The organism is Microcoleus pseudofavosus SVA1_A4, from assembly GCF_036700565.1.
In the GTDB taxonomy this organism is placed as follows: Bacteria; Cyanobacteriota; Cyanobacteriia; order Cyanobacteriales; family Microcoleaceae; genus Microcoleus.
Map to the genome: position 1 here is coordinate 21,360 of NZ_JAUBPE010000045.1, position 21,735 is coordinate 43,094.

The 21,735-nt window shown below is 44.6% G+C and carries 25 protein-coding genes and 1 pseudogene; 15 read left to right on the forward strand and 11 right to left on the reverse strand.

The window, feature by feature from the left end; all coding sequences use genetic code 11:
- Positions 1-33 precede the first annotated feature (33 nt).
- The 9 genes and pseudogenes from QUA02_RS19360 (at position 34) to QUA02_RS19395 (ending at position 5,576) form a co-directional block, all read left to right on the forward strand.
- Positions 34-375, forward strand: a complete 342-nt coding sequence (locus QUA02_RS19360) for a type II toxin-antitoxin system RelE/ParE family toxin (RefSeq protein ID WP_333029969.1) — start codon at positions 34-36, stop codon at positions 373-375.
- Positions 365-727: a helix-turn-helix domain-containing transcriptional regulator gene (locus tag QUA02_RS19365; protein ID WP_333029970.1), complete on the forward strand. Its 363-nt coding sequence runs from the start codon at positions 365-367 to the stop codon at positions 725-727. The genes QUA02_RS19360 and QUA02_RS19365 overlap by 11 nt, the downstream gene beginning before the upstream one ends.
- A 50-nt stretch (positions 728-777) precedes the next feature.
- A complete protein-coding gene (locus QUA02_RS19370; protein ID WP_333029971.1) occupies positions 778-1,131 on the forward strand; it encodes a type II toxin-antitoxin system RelE/ParE family toxin in 354 nt (117 codons plus the stop codon).
- A 43-nt stretch (positions 1,132-1,174) separates the two neighbouring features.
- Positions 1,175-1,279: pseudogene (locus tag QUA02_RS33675) on the forward strand (type II toxin-antitoxin system RelE/ParE family toxin); the annotation flags it as partial.
- On the forward strand, positions 1,272-1,640 hold the full coding sequence (locus QUA02_RS19375) for a helix-turn-helix domain-containing transcriptional regulator (RefSeq protein ID WP_333029972.1): 369 nt from the start codon (positions 1,272-1,274) through the stop codon (positions 1,638-1,640). The pseudogene QUA02_RS33675 and the gene QUA02_RS19375, both read left to right, overlap by 8 nt.
- 304 nt (positions 1,641-1,944) lie before the next feature.
- Positions 1,945-2,781, forward strand: a complete 837-nt coding sequence (locus tag QUA02_RS19380) for a M15 family metallopeptidase (RefSeq protein WP_333029973.1) — start codon at positions 1,945-1,947, stop codon at positions 2,779-2,781.
- Positions 2,782-2,979: 198 nt separating this feature from the next.
- Positions 2,980-3,558, forward strand: a complete 579-nt coding sequence (gene coaD, locus QUA02_RS19385; protein WP_333029974.1) for a pantetheine-phosphate adenylyltransferase — start codon at positions 2,980-2,982, stop codon at positions 3,556-3,558.
- Complete coding sequence (locus QUA02_RS19390; protein WP_333029975.1) at positions 3,441-4,127, forward strand: F0F1 ATP synthase subunit B family protein; 687 nt, start codon at positions 3,441-3,443, stop codon at positions 4,125-4,127. Before coaD ends, QUA02_RS19390 begins: the two co-directional genes overlap by 118 nt.
- A gap of 396 nt (positions 4,128-4,523) precedes the next feature.
- Positions 4,524-5,576, forward strand: coding sequence for an acyltransferase (locus tag QUA02_RS19395; protein ID WP_333029976.1), 1,053 nt, complete (start codon positions 4,524-4,526; stop codon positions 5,574-5,576).
- Between the two features lie 14 nt (positions 5,577-5,590).
- Here the strand turns inward: QUA02_RS19395 and QUA02_RS19400 are convergent, their stop codons facing one another.
- Entirely contained in the window at positions 5,591-6,322 is a 732-nt protein-coding gene (locus QUA02_RS19400; RefSeq protein ID WP_333029977.1) for a TIGR04283 family arsenosugar biosynthesis glycosyltransferase, read from the reverse strand.
- Positions 6,323-6,571: 249 nt separating this feature from the next.
- On the opposite strand from QUA02_RS19400, the gene ubiG reads away from it, so the two are divergent.
- The 4 genes from ubiG (at position 6,572) to QUA02_RS19420 (ending at position 9,577) form a co-directional block, all read left to right on the forward strand.
- Complete coding sequence (ubiG, locus tag QUA02_RS19405; protein WP_333029978.1) at positions 6,572-7,417, forward strand: bifunctional 2-polyprenyl-6-hydroxyphenol methylase/3-demethylubiquinol 3-O-methyltransferase UbiG; 846 nt, start codon at positions 6,572-6,574, stop codon at positions 7,415-7,417.
- 292 nt (positions 7,418-7,709) lie between these two features.
- The gene (locus tag QUA02_RS19410) at positions 7,710-8,036 is read left to right on the forward strand and encodes a cupin domain-containing protein (protein ID WP_333029979.1); all 327 of its coding nucleotides are present in this window, start codon (positions 7,710-7,712) and stop codon (positions 8,034-8,036) included.
- A gap of 162 nt (positions 8,037-8,198) precedes the next feature.
- Positions 8,199-8,711 carry a flavodoxin FldA gene (gene fldA / locus QUA02_RS19415; RefSeq protein WP_333029980.1) on the forward strand — a complete coding sequence of 171 codons (513 nt, stop codon included), beginning with the start codon at positions 8,199-8,201 and terminating at the stop codon, positions 8,709-8,711.
- A gap of 128 nt (positions 8,712-8,839) precedes the next feature.
- Positions 8,840-9,577 carry an alpha/beta fold hydrolase gene (locus tag QUA02_RS19420; protein ID WP_333029981.1) on the forward strand — a complete coding sequence of 246 codons (738 nt, stop codon included), beginning with the start codon at positions 8,840-8,842 and terminating at the stop codon, positions 9,575-9,577.
- A gap of 21 nt (positions 9,578-9,598) precedes the next feature.
- Here QUA02_RS19420 and QUA02_RS19425 read toward each other — a convergent pair whose 3' ends face one another.
- The gene (locus QUA02_RS19425) at positions 9,599-9,853 is read right to left on the reverse strand and encodes a hypothetical protein (protein WP_333029982.1); all 255 of its coding nucleotides are present in this window, start codon (positions 9,851-9,853) and stop codon (positions 9,599-9,601) included.
- 272 nt (positions 9,854-10,125) lie between these two features.
- Between QUA02_RS19425 and QUA02_RS19430 the strand changes: the two genes are divergently transcribed.
- Entirely contained in the window at positions 10,126-11,016 is an 891-nt protein-coding gene (locus QUA02_RS19430) for an alpha/beta fold hydrolase (RefSeq protein WP_333029983.1), read from the forward strand.
- A gap of 85 nt (positions 11,017-11,101) precedes the next feature.
- Here the strand turns inward: QUA02_RS19430 and QUA02_RS19435 are convergent, their stop codons facing one another.
- The 6 genes from QUA02_RS19435 to QUA02_RS19460 all read right to left on the reverse strand — a co-directional run bounded on the left by QUA02_RS19435 (position 11,102) and on the right by QUA02_RS19460 (position 17,951).
- A complete protein-coding gene (locus QUA02_RS19435; RefSeq protein WP_333029984.1) occupies positions 11,102-11,545 on the reverse strand; it encodes a DUF4079 domain-containing protein in 444 nt (147 codons plus the stop codon).
- A gap of 194 nt (positions 11,546-11,739) precedes the next feature.
- Entirely contained in the window at positions 11,740-12,534 is a 795-nt protein-coding gene (locus QUA02_RS19440; RefSeq protein WP_333029986.1) for a WecB/TagA/CpsF family glycosyltransferase, read from the reverse strand.
- Between the two features lie 431 nt (positions 12,535-12,965).
- Complete coding sequence (locus QUA02_RS19445; protein WP_333029987.1) at positions 12,966-14,336, reverse strand: O-antigen ligase family protein; 1,371 nt, start codon at positions 14,334-14,336, stop codon at positions 12,966-12,968.
- 105 nt (positions 14,337-14,441) lie between these two features.
- Complete coding sequence (locus QUA02_RS19450) at positions 14,442-15,566, reverse strand: glycosyltransferase family 4 protein (RefSeq protein ID WP_333029988.1); 1,125 nt, start codon at positions 15,564-15,566, stop codon at positions 14,442-14,444.
- A 452-nt stretch (positions 15,567-16,018) separates the two neighbouring features.
- A complete protein-coding gene (locus QUA02_RS19455) occupies positions 16,019-17,185 on the reverse strand; it encodes a glycosyltransferase family 4 protein (protein ID WP_333029990.1) in 1,167 nt (388 codons plus the stop codon).
- 604 nt (positions 17,186-17,789) lie between these two features.
- The gene (locus QUA02_RS19460; protein ID WP_333029992.1) at positions 17,790-17,951 is read right to left on the reverse strand and encodes a hypothetical protein; all 162 of its coding nucleotides are present in this window, start codon (positions 17,949-17,951) and stop codon (positions 17,790-17,792) included.
- A 622-nt stretch (positions 17,952-18,573) separates the two neighbouring features.
- Here QUA02_RS19460 and QUA02_RS19465 point away from each other — a divergent pair.
- Entirely contained in the window at positions 18,574-18,798 is a 225-nt protein-coding gene (locus QUA02_RS19465; RefSeq protein ID WP_333029993.1) for an ATP-binding protein, read from the forward strand.
- An 18-nt stretch (positions 18,799-18,816) separates the two neighbouring features.
- Here QUA02_RS19465 and QUA02_RS19470 read toward each other — a convergent pair whose 3' ends face one another.
- The 3 genes from QUA02_RS19470 to QUA02_RS19480 form a co-directional block, all read right to left on the reverse strand.
- Positions 18,817-19,506: a CPBP family intramembrane glutamic endopeptidase gene (locus QUA02_RS19470; RefSeq protein ID WP_333029995.1), complete on the reverse strand. Its 690-nt coding sequence runs from the start codon at positions 19,504-19,506 to the stop codon at positions 18,817-18,819.
- A gap of 273 nt (positions 19,507-19,779) precedes the next feature.
- Positions 19,780-20,325: a hypothetical protein gene (locus QUA02_RS19475; RefSeq protein ID WP_333029997.1), complete on the reverse strand. Its 546-nt coding sequence runs from the start codon at positions 20,323-20,325 to the stop codon at positions 19,780-19,782.
- A 1-nt stretch (position 20,326) separates the two neighbouring features.
- Positions 20,327-21,664: an AAA family ATPase gene (locus tag QUA02_RS19480; protein ID WP_333029999.1), complete on the reverse strand. Its 1,338-nt coding sequence runs from the start codon at positions 21,662-21,664 to the stop codon at positions 20,327-20,329.
- Positions 21,665-21,735 lie beyond the last annotated feature (71 nt).

Here is a 21,735-nt window from a genome sequence, read left to right on the forward strand (position 1 = left end):
TATTAAAATGAGGGTGCAAGTACGATCGACCTTATGGAAGTACAACCGAGGGAAATTAGGCGTTATATTACCCCAGACGGTAAAAATCCTTTTGCAGAGTGGCTTAGTTCCCTGCGAGATTTGAATGCGGTAGTTAAAATTGAGCAAAGGCTTGACCGAGTTCGCTTAGGGAATTTAGGAAACAGCAAGTCTGTTGGGGAAGGAGTCTGCGAATTAAAAATTGATTTTGGACTGGGGTATCGCGTGTACTTCGGACAATTTGGGTCAACAATTGTTCTTCTTCTCTGCGGTGGGGATAAAAGCAGCCAAGAACAAGATATTCGCAAAGCTAAGGAGTATTGGAAAGAATATGGAGAACGCGAAGATGCCAACTAGCGATAGTTACCAGGACTATTTGATTGAAGCCCTTAAGGATAAAATACACGCTGCTGCTTATCTAACGGCGCATTTGGAAGATGAAGAACCTGAACCCGGTTTGCTCGAACTCGCATTTAACAATGTATTTGAGGGTCTTAGAGAGCCAAATATGTCTGCTGATGATGCTAAATTGCATTGGGAAAAATTAGATGTTTTGATGTCGCAGAATGGAAGTGCGACAATTTATGCTTTGGCAAATTGGCTGAATGCTCTGGGATTGAAGTTAACAGTTGCGGTGGCTCAAGAGGATGAAGGGGAAGAGTCAGGTTCTGTTGCTGGTGCTGAGTTGGTGGAGGTTGGTAATGTTTGATTGGGGGCGATCGCCCGTATGATAATCAGCGAGTAGTTGCGATCGACCTTATGGAAGTACAACCGAGGGAAATTCAGCAGTACAAGATACCTGATGGCAAAATTCCTTTTTCGGAGTGGTTGGAATCTCTCCGAGACTTTAAGGGCAAAGCTAAGATTGTGAGAAGGCTTGAGCGGGTTAGCAATGGCAACCTGGGAGATGCTCGATCGCTGGGAGAGGGAGTCTGGGAATTTAGAATTGACTTTGGCCCGGGGTACCGCGTTTATTTTGGACAAGTAGAAACAACTATAGGGGAGGATCCCAATTTGGTAAAAAGCCGTTTTTTAGGAGTGCGAGCGTCTCGCTCGCGATCTAGCCGCGAGCGAGACGCTCGCACGGTATATCATCGAAATATATTATTCTGATGCAACCGTCCATGATATGAAAGCAAAAATGGGATGCTCCCCAACTATAGTGCTTCTGCTATGCGGCGGAGATAAAAGCACTCAAGAGCAAGATATTAGCACAGCTAAGAAATATTGGAGAGAATACAGGAGTCGAGAAAATGCCTAAAAGCGTACCTTACCATCCCTTAAAAATTAAATCTCTCAAAGACCCCTTATTTGCTGCTGCCTATCTCACAGAGATATTTGAGGAAGAAGCAGGCGATTTGGAATTAAGAATAATGCGAAAAGCGCTCAGAGATGTATTTGAGGCTCTTGGAGAACTAAATATGTCAGATGAAGAGGCATCATTGCACCTGAAAAAATTAGATGTTTTGATGTCGCAGAATGGAAGTGCGACAATTTATGCTTTGGCAAATTGGCTGAATGCTCTGGGATTGAAGTTAACAGTTGCGGTTGATGCAGGGGATGAAGGGGAAGAGTCAGGTGCTGTTAGTGATGTTGAGTTGGTGGAGGTTGGTAATGTTTGATTGGGGGCGATCGAGCTTTAAGCTACTAATTAGACATTGACGGCGCTCGAAGACCGATCGCTAAAGGAAGTAGCCGATCGCTCCGGGGTGTCCTACAATACCGTTCAATAACCTTAAAAGTTATGCCGATCGTCCGCTCGCACATTCGATCGCCCAAGCAACAGATTCGAGAGTGGGCGGATGGGATGGGGCGAAGTCAGGAAGAGATGATATATACTCAGCCGCAATTGTAGCTGTTCGATCGCCCAGATCGGTCTACAATTTGTAACGTTGAGCCTTATTGAAGTGCAGGAGTGGAGCTGGCTTGGATAACGCTAGTCTGTCGAGAAAACCCCCGCAAGCCTCGGAGCTTGTCGCCGACGAAATTCCAGAAGCAGTGCGAGACCACCCATACCCAGAAGCAGGGCCGAGTCAGTCCAAGAAAAAAGGGCTGATTTGGAAACTGCTAGGGTTGGCCGCCTTAGCCTTTGGGGTCAGCATCTGGCTGCACCTCAACTTTAACTTGTTCCCAGCCACCAGTCAGGCAGAGCAAACTCAACAAAACCCAGCACCGGTGAGTTCGCCGTCTGGGTCGGCCGCCAGTCCAGCTACCAACCCAAAAGCCGGCACCGCCGCCGCAACCCCAGACAACCTGCTGGGACATTTGCCGTACCCAGAAGCACCAGCCCCAGACTTGGTAGGGGTCACCTCCGACGGTAGCATCAAACTCCGCACCTCAGCAGCAGCAAAATATCAGGAAATGGCCAACGCCGCAGCGGCATCAGGGATCTACTTCGCTCCTATATCCGGCTTTCGCTCTGTTGAAGACCAACAGCACGTATTTTTTGACGTGAAAGCCGAACGCAGGCAAAACGCCAGCAAGCGAGCCGAAGTCAGCGCCCCTCCCGGTTACAGCGAACACCACACCGGTTACGCGATCGACATCGGCGACGGCGGAGCCCCCGATACTAACCTCAGTCCCAGTTTTGAAAATACCCAAGCATTCAAGTGGCTAGAAGCCAACGCCGTCGCCTTCAGCTTTGAAATGTCCTTCCCCAAAAACAATCGCCAAGGCGTCAGTTACGAGCCTTGGCACTGGCGGTTTGTGGGCGACAAGCAAAGCCTTGAAACTTTCTACAAAGCTCATTCCATGAAAAAGTAGAAGTCAGTTGTCAGTTGACAGTTGACAGTTGACAGTTGACAGTTGTTAGTTGTCAGTTGTCGGGAGAATCAAGGAAGATTTTCGTAATTCTCCCCCTCTCCCCACTCTCCCCCTCTCCCCACTCTCCCACTCTACCCACTCTCCCATTCCCCCACTCCTCCACTCCTGCACTCTCCCACTCTCCGTTGAGCCAAACTCGTGATTGCAATCTATCCAGGCAGCTTTGACCCCATTACCTTCGGTCACGCAGACATTATCGAGCGGGGCTGCAAACTGTTCGATCGGGTAATTGTTACCGTAGTCAGAAACCCCAGTAAAACTCCTCTGTTCACCGTAGAGGAACGGATCGAGCAGATCCTGCGCTCAACCCAACACTTGCCAAATGTAGAAGTAGACAGTTTTGAGGGTTTGACAGTAAACTATGCTAAGATTCGACAAGCCAAAGTGCTGCTGCGGGGGCTCCGGGTACTAACAGATTTTGAAATGGAACTCCAGATGGCCCACACCAATAAAACCCTTCTGGGGGAAATTGAAACAGTTTTTTTGGCAACTTCTAACGAGTACAGCTTTTTAAGTAGTAGTGTAGTTAAAGAAATAGCCAAGTTTGGTGGATCCGTAGATCATCTTGTTCCGAAACACGTCGCCCTAGATATTTACAAATGTTACGCCAGCAGGAACCAACTCGCATCGAACCCGACATTACCGGCCTCCGCACTGAGAACGAATCACCTCAGAACACAGCCACCTTCGGAGACCCCACCCGAACCGCAGGAGTAGACATCCAGCGGGAATTAAACCGGCTTGAGGAAATTGTTCTCGACAGTCCGCGAATTCCCATGACCAGGCGCACTCTGGTGGATGAAGAACAGTTGCTCGATCAGCTAGACTTGGTGAGGCTAAATTTGCCGCTCGCCTTTGGGGAAGCCGAGACGATCATCCGGCACAAGGACGACTTGCTTCAAGAGGCGGAACTTTACGCTCAGGAAGTGATAGAAGCAGCAGAACAGCGAGCGGCAGAACTTTTAAACGATATGGGCCTGCTCCAGCAGGCGAAGATAGAAGCAGATCAGTTGCGACAGCAAGTTTTGCTCGACTGCGAGGCAATTCAGCAGGCGACGCTGGCGGAAGTCGAACAAATTCGCTACCAGGCTCAAGAGGAACTGGAAGAGATGAGAGTGAGGGCGATGGCTGAATGCGAGGAAATTCAAAACGGAGCCGACGATTATGCCGACCAAGTGCTCGATAATATCGAGCACAAGCTGAGCGATATGCTGCGCGTGATCCGCAACGGGCGCGATCGGTTGGATAGCGTTTCTGCATCGCACATCCACCACACCAACGGTTAGCTATCTGTTAACTCATTTATTGAACATTTCTAAAAGTCTACCTACTTTAGGTAGATTTTTTTTCCCAACAGTCTTGATTCGTCAATTCCAGCACTCGGTGACTTATTTTCTCCAACATAAGTTTTGTGAAGATAGGAGCAGATATAATATTTTGTGCTAGTGTAAAAACTCATCAGACAAAAAAATTCTACTTATACCAATTCTCGCCTCCAGAAAGCAACAATGATGAGTGTTGGCTTTGTTTCCTGAAAGACTGTTTGTAAGGTGCGTCGCTGCGAGATTGTCGCTATGATTGAGGATTTTTGAGAGCGACGCACCCTACAGCTACTACAGCTACTGTTGCATGAGTGTTGAGAATTAGTATTAGACTCAAATTTTTGCAATCTAATTTTTACAATGGAAAAAGCTTCTAATCGGTTCGCTGAATTTGATTTGATCCGAGCTTTAGCGATCGTCAGTGTGGTGATTACTCATGCTGGGTTCTTGGCATTTCGCGATCGCAGAATTCTATTTGTCGCGATCGATACATTTCAACTGTTCTGCGTACCTGCATTTTTACTGTTGAGCGGTTTTTTTCTCACCAACAAACTGGAAAATCAAAATAATCCCGCACTGGTAGTAAAAAAAAGACTGTCAAAAATTATACCCCCCTATCTGTTTTGGTCAATAGCTTTGTACATCTTAAATAATTGGGGAGAACTCCAAAAATTTGATTTACTGTCATTATTCAGAGATATCCTGACCGGCTCGGTGATGCCTCCCTATTACTTCATCGTTGTGATTGTTCAATGCTACGGTTGGTGGTGGCTTCTCGTGAAATTAAGATTTTTAGAACCCAGAAAAGTTTTGGCTTTGGGCTTAATAATTCAAACAATTTTTACAATCTTCTTCTACTTAACCGCTCTCAAATACATATCAATACCTCTACCTTTGATGGAGCGCTGGATTTTTAGTTGGATTTTACCATTTTCAACTGGTCTATTTTTGGGTGGCTCGTACGACAGAATTCAACCCGTTCTCGAACGCAGAAAAATACCAATTTTATGGGCAACTATCCTCTTTTATATAGCAAGCATTTGGGAATATTACCTGATAAGTGGAGTTAATTCGGACGGATGGTTTCTGCGATCGTTTTTTAAAATATCTTCTCAAGGATACGCAATTTTTTTCGTATTGTCGATCCTGGCCTTTTCTAAGAGTATTGCACTTTCCAGTAGAATATCTGGGTTAATCAAAATATTGGCTGCTTATTCATTCCCTATCTATCTCCTGGATTCGACAGTAGTGAAATATGTGTTGTTAGTGTTTTATAAGTTTATTGACCCGGTAAATCCGCTGCTGAAGCTCGGCTTTTTAGTGACCGGGACTTTGTTAGGTTGTTGGGTGATTATTTACCTGTTACAGAAAGTTTTGCCCGCAAAATACAGCCAGTACATTCTGGGAATTTAATCTGATGTTATGTTTCAGCGGATATCTTCATAAAACTGCTTGAGATACCGGGTAGAAACGCCCAAACCCCACAAAAAACCAATCAAAAAATAGATGGCAGTTGCTTTTAATTCGCCCCAATTCGCCACTCGCCGATCGCTACTTTCCACTACCCGATTGACTAACTTAATTTTACCCCGCCGCACCAATTTTAAACATAAATCTGCTTCCTCCATAATAGGCAGCGCAGCATCGAAACCGTCGCATTCCCAAAAATCGGTACGGCGGCAAAAAATAACTTGGTCGCCAAACAGCAGGCGCAATCCTTTGAAAAATAAATGAGGTCGAAATAACAGCGGCGCGTAATAAGTTTTCAGGTAATTGTGGAGGGAAAAACCCCATCTTGTTTGCTGCGAACCAGCCATCAGGGAGATAAACCCGCCGCCGACAATTTCGGCATCGGACAATGTTTTCTTGATGACTGCTACAATGTCGTCGGGAACTAAAGTATCGGCGTGGAGGAAGCACAGAATTTCGCCGGTGGCGGCTTTGGCACCTAAGTTCATTTGCACGGAACGTCCGGCTGTACTGCTAGAAATAACGCGGGTGGCGGCGGAAAGTGCGATCGCCACTGTTTCGTCTTGACTGCCGCCGTCTACCACAAATACCTCCCAAGCAGGAGGATTGAGGATGCTGAGTTGACGGAGGGTGCGTTCCAGACAAGTCGCTTCGTTGAGGGCTGGGATGATAATAGAAACGCGATCCATCTCGTTGAAATTTGTGCCAAAAGTATTATAATCAAAAACTGTGGCGATTCGCAACTAACCTGAAAATAGAACTTACAGACGCGGATTCCAAAACCCTGTTTAGACCTGCGAACTCCTCACGAAACCTCGGATTTTTCACAGAAACCGGGTTTCTTGGTGTTAGTCCTATAAAATCCAGCAAAAGTGCGTTAGCGAAGCCCTCGAAGAGGATCGCCCGTTGTATCTTCCACTAATTAGGACTTAAAAATCGTGCTGAAAACAGAAGTAAAAAACGATCTAGAATTTTATGATGAAAATGCCGATAATTGGTGGGACGAAAATGCTAAAATTTATGCTTTATACCATCTAAACAAACCCAGATTTGAGTTTTTCGACAGACACGCGACTAATTGGCGAGGGCTGAAAACCTTAGATGTCGGGTGCGGCGGTGGCTTTTCTTGCGAGTTTATGGCCGAGAGAGGCGCTGTGGTTTCTGGAATAGATCGATCGGACAAATGTATTGTAGCAGCTCAAAATCACGCAGTTACCAGCGGTTTGGAAATTGACTACAGGCAAGGTTTTGCCGAAAATATGCCCTACGACGACAATACCTTCGATGTCGTCATCTGCGTGGATGTTTTAGAACACGTTGCGGATTACAAAAAAGTTGTGTCAGAGGTTCACAGGATTCTCAAGCCAGGGGGACTGTTCTTTTTTGATACAATCAACAGAACTTTTTCCTCGCAAATTGTGATGATTGGACTGATGGAAAATATTTTGCAGGAAATTAAGCGGGGCGTTCACGATTGGGACAAGTTTATTACTCCGGAGGAACTGTCTGTGGTAATGCGCGATACGGGTTTCGGCAAGATTGAAATTAAAGGTTTTGATATGTTTGGAGAAATTGGCGCTATGTTAGCCGAGATGCACGGTTTTTGGGAAGATTTTACAGGTGGAAATCAGGTATTTCCTTCGGCGTCAATTTTCAAACAAGTATCTCAAACTCTAACATCTAATCTCGGTAACTATGTTGATTACAAAAAGTCTGGGTTGTTTAAAATCCAAATTAATGAGGATACGTCGATTATGTATGTTGGCGTAGGCGCGAAGAATTAGTGTGTTGACTGATGAGTGTTGGCTGATGACTGTTGGCTGTTTTCAGAATTAACTGAAAATAATTAGCAAGTATTCTGCGGTGGGTACGATCGCCCATCGCAGTTCTATCGTCCCAAATTACCCCCCCCTATCAAATTTGGGGTGCAATCGCTGCTTGTAAACCCAGATACACAGCCTCTTGTAACAAATCTTAATATTAAAGGCTTGACAATCTATCTAAATTGCATGGTAGCTTATTGAATATAAATTGCAATAACGAGCGGAAGTTAACAGTACCTGGAGGTCAATCACCGTGACAGCAGCAATAGTTTCCGCGTCAGCCTCGCGAATCAGCGACGGACAACCCGCCGACAGCCAAAAACTGATGAGTTTGGGTAAAAATTCTGAAATACCTGACCTCGATGACTCCAAAGATGTAACCCTCGCCGTCTTAGAAGGAGTGGGAACTCTCACGGTGTGCGATCGAACAGTCACTTTAAAACCGGGAGTATTTGTGTTTGTACCCGCCGGCATCCCGCGCACCCTAAAAGTAGCAACGACGCTGAATTTGTTACTAATTGACTGCGAACCCGACCCCGATATGAGCGAGTTAGCTTGGTTGATGAATTTTCAACTTTAACCCGATGAAAAAACAGTGTCCTTGCTGCCTTGACTCCTTAATTTCTCAGGTTTGCCACAACCGCGTCTACTGTTTTTGTCTGAATTGCAGGCAGGAAATGCCAAATCCTGACTCAAAAAAAATAATTTTCAAGCACTATCAAATTTCACCTTCGGAGTAAAAATGTCAAAAGCAATTGGTCTTTTCTACGGAACTACAACTGGGAAAACTGAGTCGGTAGCTGAAATGATTCGGGATGAATTTGGCGGCAATATCGTGACCTTGCACGAGATCGGCAGCGTTGAAAATGATGATTTTGCCGAATACGAATGTCTGATTATCGCTTGTCCGACTTGGAATATCGGCGAACTGCAAAGCGACTGGGAAGGTTTTTTGCCCGAACTTGATGATATTGATTTTAGCGGCAAAAAAGTAGCTTATGTGGGAACTGGCGACCAAGAAGGCTACCCGGATAATTTTATGGATGCAATGGGGATTCTGGCTGAAAAAATTTCGGAACAGGGCGGCGAAACAGTAGGTTATTGGCCGGTAGAGGGCTATGATTTTAATGAATCTAAAGCTGTAGTGAATGGCAAGTTTTTGGGTCTTGCTATTGATGAAGACAACCAATCCGAGCTGACGGAATCGCGCATCAAATCTTGGGTATCTCAACTCAAGAAAGAATTTAGCTTGTAGACTTAACGGTAGCAGGTGAGTTTTGTAATTAGATTATGTTCGGAAATCCAAATTACGCACTCGACCTGCCCGAAAAATCTAGCAGATAAATTATTATTGTTAATAACTCGATCTCAAACTTAAAATAGATGAAATTTAGTTCAGATGACGTGCTTTGGTTAAGTGTAAGTCCGAGTTTGCAATTCTTCGATCGCTCGCTGCTTTCCTACTTAAATGATTCTGTACCAGTGCAAATATGGGAATACCAACAAACTGAAGACGAAGCTTGCTCTTTAGATATGGCTGTTGAACTTTTGCACGATTTTTTAACATTGCGCGATCGCCCAATTCATCTCATAGGCCACAGTACCAGCGGATTAGTTGGTTTAATGTATGCGCGCCGCTATCCTCACAAAGTAAGTTCTTTGGGACTTTTAGCTGTCGGTTTGCCATCTGCTATTAATTGGCAATCACATTACTATACGCATCTTTCAGCTTTTTCCTGGAGCCGAAAACAAGTTTTGACTCAAATGGTTGGCGATATGCTGGGATTGCAAAATCAAATAATCAATCAAAGATTTATATCATATTTTGAGGATGACTTAGCCTGTTCTCCTTGTCCTCACTCCTTATTTAAAATGAGTAATTTACGCGATGAAGGTGTAGAAGTACCTTTGTTGATATGCAGCAGCAAAACAGATTTTGTGGTATCTCCTATTGTCATGCGCCGCTGGTCGAAATTTATTAAAAAAGGATCTCGGCTTTGGGAATGTCAAGACGGCAGGCATTTCTTTCACCACTTCTATCCAGAACAAGTCGGCGAAGAAATACTGAATTTTTGGCTATCTCTACACAGCCGCCAAGCAATTTTAAATTTTAAATTTTAAGTTGCAATTGCTATTCCTTGTTCAATTTATACCGAAAGTTTCTGTGGCAAAGACTACATTAATTTCGGTAATTTCGGGCAATTTTTGCAGACCGGCTTCTCCTGTTTTGGCGCAGTTGCCCCAGTTTATTCCGCCAATTTTAGTTTGTAGGTTTTGAGGGATGGACTTTGAGTTATTATCAGTATCTTTTTGAGATTTTAGAATAATTGTAAAAATTATTGAACATATATTCAGATGTTTGACTAAATGGTATGCTAATTTTATTGGATTTGTCAATTAGTTTTTTTGAAGGAACCGCAGAGGCGCTTTTGACGCAGAGGAAGGTAATAGTAGATTAAAAAGGAATTATTGGCAAGGATTATAAAATATTTTAACATCGGGTTAACAAACTCAACCCTAGCCTGGGCTGAGGGATACTAAGTATCGATCGAATTTTAATGGCTCGATCGCCCCAACTCCTAAAATAGCGATCGAGCAAGCAATATATACTTAAATGTTAGGGCGAGCACAGGGCACCGCCCCTACCGATTAATAATTTATCAAGAATTATGCCAGCAAGTTTTCTCCCAAAGTCGATCGCACAGCTAACAGAATCTACCTCAATTGCTTTAGCCCAAAGCATTCAACGCGAGGCAATTACAACTCCCTTATCTTCTGGGCCAATTGCCACAACCTACGCGCGTCAAGGCAGCGGAAACACCCCTATTTTGCTAATTCACGGCTTCGACAGTTCCGTGTTTGAATTCCGCCGCCTGTTGCCACTCCTGGCCGAAAACAATGAAACTTGGGCAGTTGATTTATTGGGTTTTGGCTTTACAGAAAGAGTTGCGGGTTTGCCATTCAGCGCGACGGCGATTGGAAGTCACCTCTACTATTTCTGGAAAACGCTAATTTCGCAGCCTGTAATCTTAGTCGGTGCATCGATGGGAGGTGCAGCAGCAATTGACTTCACTCTCAATCATCCTGAAGCAGTCAAAAAATTAGTTTTGATTGATAGTGCTGGTTTTGCCATCACTTCTAATAAGGGGAAATTTTTAGTTCCTCCTTTAGGTTATTTGGCAACTTCATTTTTGCGAAACCCCAAAATCCGCCAAAAAATTAGCGTGAATGCTTATTTCGATGAAACTTGGGCTTCTGTCGATGCACAAACTTGCGCCGCCCTCCATTTAGAAATGCCCAATTGGAATCAAGCTTTAATTGCGTTTACCAAAAGTGGCGGTTACGGAGGTTTTGGGGAAAAAATGTCACAAATAGAGCAGCCAACGCTGATTTTGTGGGGGAAACAAGACCGAATTTTGGGGACGGCGGATGCGGTAAAGTTTGAAAGTGCGATCGCAAATTCTCAACTAATTTGGATACCGGATTGCGGGCACGTTCCCCACTTAGAAAAGCCGCAGATTACCGCGCAGCATATTTTAGAATTCATAGCTAAAACATAATGTGCAGCGTCACCAGAAGCAGGTTTGTAGTGAGGAATGCAAGTCCTCATAAAAGTCTGAGGACTTGCATTCCTCACTACAAACGTTAAACTTTTGGCAAATACTTTTGTACGATGGTCCATCCTGTGAGCAACACAATCACAAATCCCCCAAACAAAGCCAAATTAGTGGTGATGTGGAGGGGACGCGCCCAAGGATGTTTAGGGCCAATTTGCAGACCGCTTCCAACAGAAACCAACACCAAAGCCACAACAGCTAACCCCGCCGGTAAATGAGCCGAGTGACCCAAATTGCCGTAGTATCCCAGCGTACCGACTACACCAATTCCCAGCAGTAAAATTACCAAAGTCGCCATCCCCGCACCAGTCGCCACATGAAAAGGACGCAGCCATTTTGGGCGCGGTTTTTTGGTACTGCGAGCGGCAAACATCCACGTTCCAGTAACGGCCAGCAACAGGTAAGCTAACAGGGAAACACCCATTGACCAAGCCGCTATTTTCCACAACCACAAGAAAGAAGGCAGATTCATGATTTAAATCCCTAAGTAGGATTTTCCACAAAAGGTTTCTTTCCGATTTTACCTGGACTTGAAAGCAAAAATGAATAATTTTGAGAGAAAGTGCGATCGGACTATCCACAGCTTGCATCCGTCTTACCTTGAAGTCAAACGCACTTTCTCTGATACTCAGCTTAATTTACGCTAGAGATTTGTCGATCCAGTTTTTAGGAACCGCCTTCCCATTCTAGCTTCCTGGTTTTGCTGTCAAGGAAAGGCATTTTATAAAACCCTAATTTTTGTTCTAATATTAATCTGAAAAAAGGCAGACCTTCTATCAAATATCTTTTCCACAATCTTCTCGGTTCGCTTAACAGTCGGTACGCCCATTCTATGCCGACTTCACTCATCCATTTGGGAGCTCTTGCTTTGCAACCAGCTTCAAAATCAATGGTTGCACCTACTGCTAAGAAAATTTTGACGTGTGTTAATTTGCTCCTGTATTTAACCAACCACTTCTCTTGCTTGGGCGCTCCCACTCCTATAGCCAGAACTGTCGCTCCTGATTTATTGATCGCATCAATTATTGTTTCACACTCTTCATCATTTTTTTCAAAGCCAAAAGAAGGAGAAAGTGCTTCAACCACTATTTCTCTACCAATTTTTTGGTTAATTTTTTCCTGGGCTTTGCTAGCAATACCTTCCGCAGCTCCTAGCAAAAATATTTTAATCTTCTCGTTATCTTTGTGATACATATAAAACGCCGGAAACAAGTCAGAACCGGAAATTTTTTCTTTGAGAGGAGTACCCAAAAACTTGGAGGCATACATCAATATTTGACTGTCGCAGACTCTATAAGTAGAGGTATTGTAAGCTTCATAGAAGTCGCGGTCATACTGCAACTTAATCAAGTGGTCTACATTGGGCGTAAATACGACACCACCTTCGCAGTCAAGTTTTTCAAACAACTCTGTTATTGACAAGTTATCTATCGAGACATTCAATAAATTAACTGTTTTCATTTGTTATTCCCTTCCACCCTTTATATTAAACTACAACTAAAACTATGACAACCCACACTAGAGCCTCGTGTTTTCACTAAGGCGTTTAGGTGAATATACTTTTTAAGTATATCCTTGTACACCCTACCTGTCCAGTCAGGATTTTTAAAGATTGTGTAAAGAATCAGCTTGTTTTAGCAAAAAGTGTATAAAGCCAATTTTGGTTTACAACCCGCAACACAGTTTTAATAAAAACACAATCCCGTGCTAATAGTTGAAGCATTATAAATTAATGTAATAATTTTTTTTATACTAATTTTGATCGAGTGAGAAAGAGAGCGTAACTCCCGAACTTAATTTGATGCAAAGGTGGTAGGTTTTATAGTTTTTGTATGCAGCGAATTCAAGATATTTTCAAACTTGAAGTGGAGCGGCGATCGCATTTCTGAAAATCATCCTGATTTTTGGTGAACCAGCGACTGTCTTCTTGGTGGCGAACTGGTTTTCTTGGCCTTAAGACTTTCTGGAGCTTTTAAGACCAGACCCGATATTCCTCCCGCAATGAGCGCAAAAATCGGGTTAGTCATAGCGTTCAAAACACAGTCAAACACGTACATAGTTAAGGCTACTCCCAAGGCGGCAGCGGGCGCTACTTTGGGATTAGACCAGGTTCTGGCGGGATACTTGAACACGGAAAATACGATAACAGGAAGTAACAATGAAGAAAATAAACTAGCTAAACCGACTGCACCGTTGACTCCAAATGCAATAATCCATAAGCTGTCGGTGACCGAGATATCTTTACCGTACTGGTTGTATACGCGGTTTCCGCCGGAATCGCCCCAGCCAAAAAGAAATCTTTGCCGCGCTTTTTCCCCCAAAATCTCTTCCATGTCAAATCTAAACTTCAGAGAGGCGGCTCGTTCTTCGCCAAATAGTTGAGTAATGAAGCCAACTACGTCTTTGCTCGAAAATTGACCCGATGCAGCTACGTACAGATAAAACACGATATATCCAATTATCAATAGCAGGGGCAAAGAGGTGCGAAACCACTTGGCAGAGAATAATACGAGTAGCCCCATTGCAAATAAACTGTAGGCGCCAGTAGAACGGCATAGGAAAAAAGCGATAGTTAATATAATTGCTAAAGTCTTGATGTTGCGACCCTGAAACTTTTTGAGCGTCCCCGTTTGCCAAAGCCAAACTGCGATTAAGGCGGCTGTCATCATCCACATGCCCACCATCAAACCGTGCTGCATAAATACTACCGGTCTCCACCCCCCCATACGCCTTGCTTGACCCCAGTCCTCAAAGGCACTGACGCCGTAAACCATTTGGTGCAGAAGGGGGCCCTTAACCCCTTCAATTAAAGTAAAAGGAATGTATGCCAACCCACCTGCAAAAATCCCGATCGCCAATTGTCGCAGCCCGTCTAAATTACCCAGATACAAGCGTCCTAAAAAATAAGGCAGACCCCAAGTAACGATTTGGTTGACAGTCGGAGAAATCGGGCTGCCGCCATTACTAACTTGTGAAACAATTGGACACAAACAGCAAATTACCATGGGCACGTCCAGCCAACCCGGCTTAAAAGAGGTGATGCGAGCAGTGTCGTAGACTATAGTAGCCAGCAAAATGCCGTAGCAAGCTGCGGAGATTTTGGTATACGGTGGCAATGAGGGGATGGGATAAGAAGCTTGGGGTAAAAAAAGCCACCCTACCACAAAACTTATAACTACTGCCCGCAGAGGCGGAAACCTCACAAACAGGTAAAAAACGATTGGAATAAAGCCGAACATAGCAACTGGGATTAATGCAACCATAGGTCTTTTTTGGCAGTAAAATTATACAAAGACAACTCAAATTGCCCGATAAAAATTCTAGATTAAACGATCGCCCAACCCCAATCTTTTAAATCAACCTCAATTTTACGCCTTATGAGTTAATTGTGCCTGACTTTCCACAGCAGCGTACAGTGCAGCCTCGAAGAGATTAGTTGCATCCTCCCAAGTATAATTTATCACCGTCTCCAAAGCCTTCTCTGACATTGCCCGCCATTCGGCATCAGACAACTGACAAATCTGCTCGATCGCGAGTGCCATATCCTCTGGGTCTTTTGGCTTGACAAGTATTCCACCCCCGCCAGCAAGTAGTTCCCGAGCCCCACCAGCAGGAGTGCCGATGACTGGAGTGCCACAAGCCATCGCTTCTAAAATTGGCAATCCGAAGCCTTCGGAGCTGCTAGAAAACAGCCAAGCATCGCATTTGCTGTAAAATTCTTTTAGTTGGTCTTGAGTAGGTGCATTATTATACTCAGTACCAGGCGGCAGCAAATTGGGAAGAGGACTATCGTGGCCGGAACCAAATGCAACTAAACGAAGGTTGGGAATTTTTTTAGCAGCTAGAGAGAAAGCTTTCAGGGCAAGATCGCAGCCTTTCCAAGGAGTTGTAGAATAGTACATCCCGACTGTGGGAACTAATTGCTTGCCTTGCGGCTGCTTCGCTCGCGACTGGGCGTCGTAAAACTGTTTGGTGTCCACGGTGGGAGGGACGAGAGATACAGACAAATCGCCGTATTCATTCCGAGCTATGTCGGCCAGCCACTGGGCCACAGCGATTTTGTGCATCGGCAGCCGCCAAGTTGCCTCTACTCGACCTTTTGGCACGTAGTCAAAAGCCTCGTAGTGTTGGAGAAAATATACTTTCGTTCCTTTGCTCGGAGAGAGTTTTGCTACCCACTCGGCAGTTTCCCACCAAGTAGCCATGATAATATCCGCATCAGGTACGTCCTTGTCGGTAATTGGACGGTCGGTTTCGAGAACTCGGCATTCGACATCCACCTTGTCAAAGTGAGACTCTTGTTTCTTGGGAGCGGACAGCCAACCCCTACCTCTGAGCAGCGATCGCAATTGTTGGATCAAAGTCGGTTGCTCCGGGGGCGTAGAGACGATAAATATTTTGTGTCCTCGCTTTTGGAGAAGTTCTGTGTAGATGGATAATACCCTCATGCCACCTGTAAGACAAAGGGTAGGAAGGACAAAAGTAATTTTCATGAGTAGATGCCGAAGATTGACACTGGTCGATCAAACTTCTCCATAGATAACATGAATTTCACACTTACAAGTCTCTTTTTGGGTTGTGTGCAGGTGCGGGGGTTCTGCTGGAGGCGATCGTCACTTGATAGTCGAGCAGACCTTACTTTGTCATCAGAGATTTTTCCCAATTACAAATCGGGAGATGTTTGAGGACTGGACAAGTTTAACCTGTAACGGCGCGAGTCTCAAAACCTCCGTTGCACTAGGGTTCAGATTTTGGCCGGCGATCGCTTTATAACCAGTATTCGCTAGCCGGTGGGGCCAGAATTCGTGTCGAGACTGCTGCGTAGAAACAAGACACGGGCGATTTTAGTAGTTTTGGCAGAAGCACCCCGCCAAACGATATTGAGTTTCTGCGGAGAATCCCGCGCTCTTGACGCGGCGGCGGGCAGAATTTCAAATTGCTGCTGTTAGCATCCAACCTCAACTTTTTTGTGGTCCGCTGCTGGGGTCGCATAGTAGGGAGAAGAGGAAACTATGTTAACGTCGCGCTGTTTAGATTTGTCTACAGCAACTTTCAATCCCGCTTCAAAATGATCCGTGGCATCTTCCCAAGTATAATTGCTCACCTTGGCATAGGCGGCTTCGGACATGGCTTGCCACTCGGAATTTGGCAACTGACAGATAGACTCTATGGCTTTTGCCATTTCTTGGGGATCTTCTGGTCTTACAAGTATGCCAGTACCGCCGCTCAAAATTTCAGGAGCAGCGCCTGCTGGGGTACTGATGACGGGAGTGCGGCACGCCATCGCTTCGATAATTGGCAAGCCGAAGCCTTCTGAGCGGCTCGCCAGCAGCCAGGCATCGCATTTGCTGTAAGAGTCTTTGAGTTTGTCTTGGTCGGGTTGAATTACATACTCAGCATTAGCCGGTAGGGGCAATTCCGAGGATGGGGCATCTACACCGAAGGCAACCAGACGCAGGTTGGGGATTTTTTCAGCAGCTATGGAAAAAGCTTTGAGGGCGATGTCGGTTCCTTTCCAGTAGATTGTAGAGTACATTATTCCAATTGTAGGAACCGATTGTTTGTTGCGAGGAGGGGCGTAAAATTGCTTGGTGTCCGCGCTCGGAGGAGCTAAGGAAACTTGGCGATCGCCGTATTTAGTCCTCGCTAGGTCAACTAACCACTGAGAGATCGTAATTTTGTGCATGGGCAGCATCCAGGTTGCTTCTACTCTACCTTGAGGTAGATAGTCAAAAACTTCGTGGTGCTGGAGAAAATAAGCTTTTGCTCCTTTGCTGGGAGAGAGTTTGGCTACCCACTCGGCGGTTTCCCACCAGGTGGCAACTACTACGTCAGCGTCAGGTACATCTTTGTCCTCTACCGGGCGGTAGCGATCGGTAATTTTGTGTTCTACACCTAAGTTATCGAAAAATGAGGGCTCGTTTTCAGGTGTGGAAATCCAACCCCGTCCCCGCAGCAGCGACTTGACTTGCTGGCGCATACTCGGTTGCGCGTGGGGTACAGAGATGACGAACACGGAGTGTCCTCGCTTTCTCAAACGTTCTGCGAAAATAGATATTACGCGTATTCCACCAGTGAGACACAGAGTAGGAAGAACAAAGGTGATTTTCATTTTTAAGTCCCGCTGAAGACTCCGACTCGCTTTGGGCGCTGCGAGGAGCGCAGGTATTAGAGTCCGACAGGAAAGAGGGGCGGGTGAATATTAATTACCGCTTTCCTGGTGTGTACATAGAATCAAACCTAACGACTGTTCGCAACACCCCAGTATCGATCTGCCACAAATTCGCTGTTATTGAATTGATAATAATGATTGATGCGATCGCGAAACAGTTCCTATAGGGATAATTTTTAGGTTCGCGAAAGTTCCTCCTAAAGACAGATACCTCATCAAAAAGCAGCTTTTTTCGCGCCAAACACCAAGCTAGACAACACTTCCTGTTTAACAGAACAGCACTTGCCTATCCTACAGATAGGGATGTACTGGAAACTGAAAAGAACTTAACCTTTACTGTGGGGACGAAAGGTAGCATTGGTAACAATATTCAGTAGATTGACGCTCGCGGTTGGAAAAATTTTATACTGGGCATTCAAGAGGGAAATTCTTACTTAGAGAATGTTGATTTCCCGATCGCTCCCACAGATCTAAACACCGATCGGCAGCTTTGATTTTTTGGTAACTGTTCTGTCAGTATTCCTTGACAAAATACGATATTTTGTCAGGATTCAGAGATGGTGGCTTTCTCAAATACCGACACGGGCGCGATCGAGCCAATGACAGTCCTGGACGCGCGAATCAGGGAATAAACCGGGTTTTTCAACCGATATCTCTCGCCCTCACTTGTCATATTTTCGTGAAAAAACCCGGTTGATGCGTCCACTGTTTGAAAAAGTAGGTTTCTCAATCGCGCTACAGAACATAGAGTTTCATCGGTATAAATTTAATTAGCTGGCGGAGTTTTAAATTTGTTAATAAAAGGCGATCGCAGGAAAGGATGACAAAAGCAACTGTCACTTCTGCGCCGAGTATATGTAGCGTGCCTGCGCAAGTCCTGTCTAAGTAATTACCGTAAAAAAAGTTCAGCAAATTATCAAATGACCCTGTAAAGATCGAAGAAAGAAGCAAGGGCCGATCGGCATAAATCGTGTCAACATTGACTCCTCAGCAGCAGCTTAGCGGTAGGTATCCAACGAGCTCGCTTACAAAAAAAATGTCTGAGCAAATAATCATTAGATATCTTGCAAAAGTCAAATTCACCCCCCTTAGTCCCCCCTTATAAAGGGGGGAAACAAGAAAAATCTTGCCCCCTCCGCTTACTAAGGGGAGGGTTGGGGTGGGGTGCATTGTATTTTTGCAAGAGTTCTATTGTTCCTAAGTTTGCGATTGAGGATGACAATCGGCATAATCTTGGGGGTTGTGTCGCAGCCCCCCAGATATCGGCACGGTTTATAAGCTGAGGCGCATCTAAATTTTACAGTCAAGTTTGATGACATTATTGTGGGGTGGGATCTTGTAGCCAGCCCGAAAAATACAACTTAGATGCCCGACAGCTTACTGATGTTACTAAGATTTATCAGTGTTTGTTAAGCCTGCTGAGCAATGCCAGCAAATTTACCGAAGCTGGTGAAATTACTATCGCCAATAAATTCGGTCAGATAATAGGGGGAGATATTAGTCTGGAGAGCGAGTTGGGAAAAGGGTCAATTTTTACTATAAAATTGCCGTAATATTCCCTGAAAAAGCAGTTAATTAAAGAGTATTTGCCAACCAATACTTGCCAGTGCCAAATCTGCGATCGCGTGGCTGATATAACTCGACCAAAGCGAACGGTAAGTCAGATAAGACTGAGACCAAATTATCCCGGCGGCGAAGACAGCTAATGAGCCTAAGAGCACAGCCGGCCAGTCGCTGTAAGCTGCTATTACAAAAATGTGGTGGAGCGTGAAAAATAGCGAACTCAGAAATATTGCTTTTCTTCCCGGTATGAGAATCTGGCATTTGTTGCAGACAAACCACCGCCAAGTGAATTCTTCAATCAGCGAGTTAACCAGCACAAAATACGCTTCAACAATCAAGTAAATATTAGCGCTGCTAATACCTAATTGGTGCGATTTTTCTTTAGCAACTACAGGATCGATCCAGTGCTGGCCGAAAAGGCTATAGATACCTACAATCATCGCAAACATGAATATTCCCCACATAGATCCAGCCAGCAATTCTTGGCGCTGGGGCAGGGATAAACTGAGCTTTTTGCGATCGACCAAAACAGACCACGCGATCGGAAAAACCAGCAACCAAACTTGACACAACACTGAGAGTGTTTGTCCCCAGACTCCCGGGGCAATATACAAGGCTGCTATTATACCAATACTAGCTGCAGGGACAAGCAGTGTTAGAGCCAATAGTGCTTTTTTGCGATCGCCCATGTCCAGCATTTTTCACGCTTCATTTTAAAATTGGATTGAGATCGAAGGTAAAAGCTTGGCGGCGGCGGACAGGTTATATACCACTTTCAAGAAACAATGCAACTGTAGGCCCGCGATCCAAAGCCTTATGCAGTCAGTCATTCCCAATTCTTTAATCTAAAATCTAAAATGGTATGAGTTTTGTGCCGCTTATTAAAGTGGCGCGCCTTTGTGGCAACGAAAATTTGGTAAAATGGCGATCGCACGGACGATCCTACTAACCCGGAATTACTCTAAATCTACTCAGTTGTGTGCTTTCTGAAATCCGAGCGATCGTTCTCTTTCAGGTTCAGCACCATTTTTCAGCCAATCAAGGGGTTTTTCTTCCATTTGGGCTGGGTTTACCCATATAATATCTTTAAGCCGATCAACCTGTACTGCTACTTTAGCAAAACATTGTCTTACTTTGTTATCAAGTGAAATTACTGTGCGATCGGTAGCGATCGCAGCTTCCACCAACCGCAAATCTTTAACCATTACTTCCCGCTCTTTATCGCTCTCGGCTTTTGCTTCAATTTGACACCACAAATCATTATCTACCGCGATACCGCAGGGACATAATTTCTTCTTGGCCACCATCCGGCGCAGCCATATACGAGCAGATTTTGATTGATGTTTGTTCCACTCATCTCTAATATCTGGAGTCATCACAACTCGGTGAGAAAGATCCAAGACAGCTTCAAGGAAATCCCGACAGTAAACCGATTTGGGATAGGTTGCATCTTCTCCACCAGCAGCACGCGCAACAGAAGCATCTATTACCAGGCGTTTAGAAACTTTATCTACCATGTTAACGCTTCCACAAAACAGCTTCTGCTGCATCCAAATAGCGGTTTTCTAGATGCAAAGAAACATCGCCCAAATCTTCAGGCCAATCTCCAAAAGCTCCCGTCTCGTCTAAATCGGCACTGCTGACTTCTGTAACACCATCGTCGCGCCGTTTAAACCAGTGAAGTTTTACTAAATCAGGTAATATTTTACCCTCGGCAACTAACGATTGAACTGCTAAAAGCAGCAATTCGCTGTGAGTTTCTAGAACTACTCGCACACCTCTATTTGCAGAATCCACTAAGATTTGTGCTAAAGCAACTTGAGCGCGAGGATGCAAGTGAATTTCCGGCTGTTCTAGATAAACTAATTGTCCTGGTTCTGCTACAAGCAAGGCAACTAAAACAGGCAACGTTTGCGATACTCCCAAGCCAACATCAGCAATACTAACCGTATCGCTTGCACTCCCGCTGCGGGATAAACGACCTACCAGCAGTTCAATTTGTACGTCATTAATCTGTCTGGCTTCAACTTTCCAGTTAAGTCCTAATAACTCTAAAGCTTGACCCAATTTTATCAGTCGCTCGTCTTTTGTTTCTTGCCAGTAATTAACTATACTAGCAACATAATTTTCAAAAAAACCCGGAAATTCACTGCCAACTCCTGCGGTATTGTAGGTGCGTTCTGGATTGCCTCTCAACCCGGGAACGTGGATGATACGGCGAATATGCTTGGGGAAATTCATTGGTGGCAAATAGGATACATTCAACTGACTGTAGCGAAGTCGCAAATCTAGAAAACATCGGACATTTCTCACATTCCACAGCAGTTCTTTCTCGTCGATGTCATCTAAAAATAGATTGTAATCTTCAGCCAGTTTTTCAGGAAGAATTTTCACCACTTCTTGATGCTGCATTCCGGGAAAAATAGTAAAAATTTCACCATCGTAATCAGGAATACAGTAAGTCGCTCTAACAACTTTAAGCCCGTGCTTTGGCTGCTTTCTGAATAAGCTGATAAAAAAATTATCTGTGTCTATATTCAGCCTGAGAGAAAACTCATCCCTGTATTTTTCTGGAGATAGTTTAGACAATACCTGTTCTGCTGATGTAAATTTAACATTAGGCCCGTCAAGTTTCAAACCACCGGGGTCGTAAGGGGCTTCTAGCGTTTGCTTCATCAGCAATAGTGGCTGCATGATGCTAGACTTACCAGAACTGTTGGCACCGGCTAGAATTGTCAGCGATCGCACTTCAATCTGGCACTCTTCGTAAATAGACTTGTAGCCGCATACTGCAATTTCAGTAATTCCCTGTACAGGCTCTTCGTTCTCGGTTTCAAAGAAAGTGGATTGAGTCATGATATTATGTTTGTATTTGCCGCTCTAAATACCATAATATAATCTAATCCCTAGTAGCTGTATATTTTGGC

Coding starts and splice junctions, on each gene's coding strand:
- QUA02_RS19360 (WP_333029969.1), top strand. CDS start 34: ATGGAAGTACAACCGAGGGAAATTAGGCGTTATATTACCCCAGACGGT.
- QUA02_RS19365 (WP_333029970.1), top strand. CDS start 365: ATGCCAACTAGCGATAGTTACCAGGACTATTTGATTGAAGCCCTTAAG.
- QUA02_RS19370 (WP_333029971.1), top strand. CDS start 778: ATGGAAGTACAACCGAGGGAAATTCAGCAGTACAAGATACCTGATGGC.
- QUA02_RS19375 (WP_333029972.1), top strand. CDS start 1,272: ATGCCTAAAAGCGTACCTTACCATCCCTTAAAAATTAAATCTCTCAAA.
- QUA02_RS19390 (WP_333029975.1), top strand. CDS start 3,441: ATGTTACGCCAGCAGGAACCAACTCGCATCGAACCCGACATTACCGGC.
- QUA02_RS19395 (WP_333029976.1), top strand. CDS start 4,524: ATGGAAAAAGCTTCTAATCGGTTCGCTGAATTTGATTTGATCCGAGCT.
- QUA02_RS19400 (WP_333029977.1), bottom strand. CDS start 6,322: ATGGATCGCGTTTCTATTATCATCCCAGCCCTCAACGAAGCGACTTGT.
- fldA (WP_333029980.1), top strand. CDS start 8,199: ATGTCAAAAGCAATTGGTCTTTTCTACGGAACTACAACTGGGAAAACT.
- QUA02_RS19420 (WP_333029981.1), top strand. CDS start 8,840: ATGAAATTTAGTTCAGATGACGTGCTTTGGTTAAGTGTAAGTCCGAGT.
- QUA02_RS19430 (WP_333029983.1), top strand. CDS start 10,126: ATGCCAGCAAGTTTTCTCCCAAAGTCGATCGCACAGCTAACAGAATCT.
- QUA02_RS19435 (WP_333029984.1), bottom strand. CDS start 11,545: ATGAATCTGCCTTCTTTCTTGTGGTTGTGGAAAATAGCGGCTTGGTCA.
- QUA02_RS19440 (WP_333029986.1), bottom strand. CDS start 12,534: ATGAAAACAGTTAATTTATTGAATGTCTCGATAGATAACTTGTCAATA.
- QUA02_RS19445 (WP_333029987.1), bottom strand. CDS start 14,336: ATGGTTGCATTAATCCCAGTTGCTATGTTCGGCTTTATTCCAATCGTT.
- QUA02_RS19450 (WP_333029988.1), bottom strand. CDS start 15,566: ATGAAAATTACTTTTGTCCTTCCTACCCTTTGTCTTACAGGTGGCATG.
- QUA02_RS19455 (WP_333029990.1), bottom strand. CDS start 17,185: ATGAAAATCACCTTTGTTCTTCCTACTCTGTGTCTCACTGGTGGAATA.
- QUA02_RS19470 (WP_333029995.1), bottom strand. CDS start 19,506: ATGCTGGACATGGGCGATCGCAAAAAAGCACTATTGGCTCTAACACTG.
- QUA02_RS19475 (WP_333029997.1), bottom strand. CDS start 20,325: ATGGTAGATAAAGTTTCTAAACGCCTGGTAATAGATGCTTCTGTTGCG.
- QUA02_RS19480 (WP_333029999.1), bottom strand. CDS start 21,664: ATGACTCAATCCACTTTCTTTGAAACCGAGAACGAAGAGCCTGTACAG.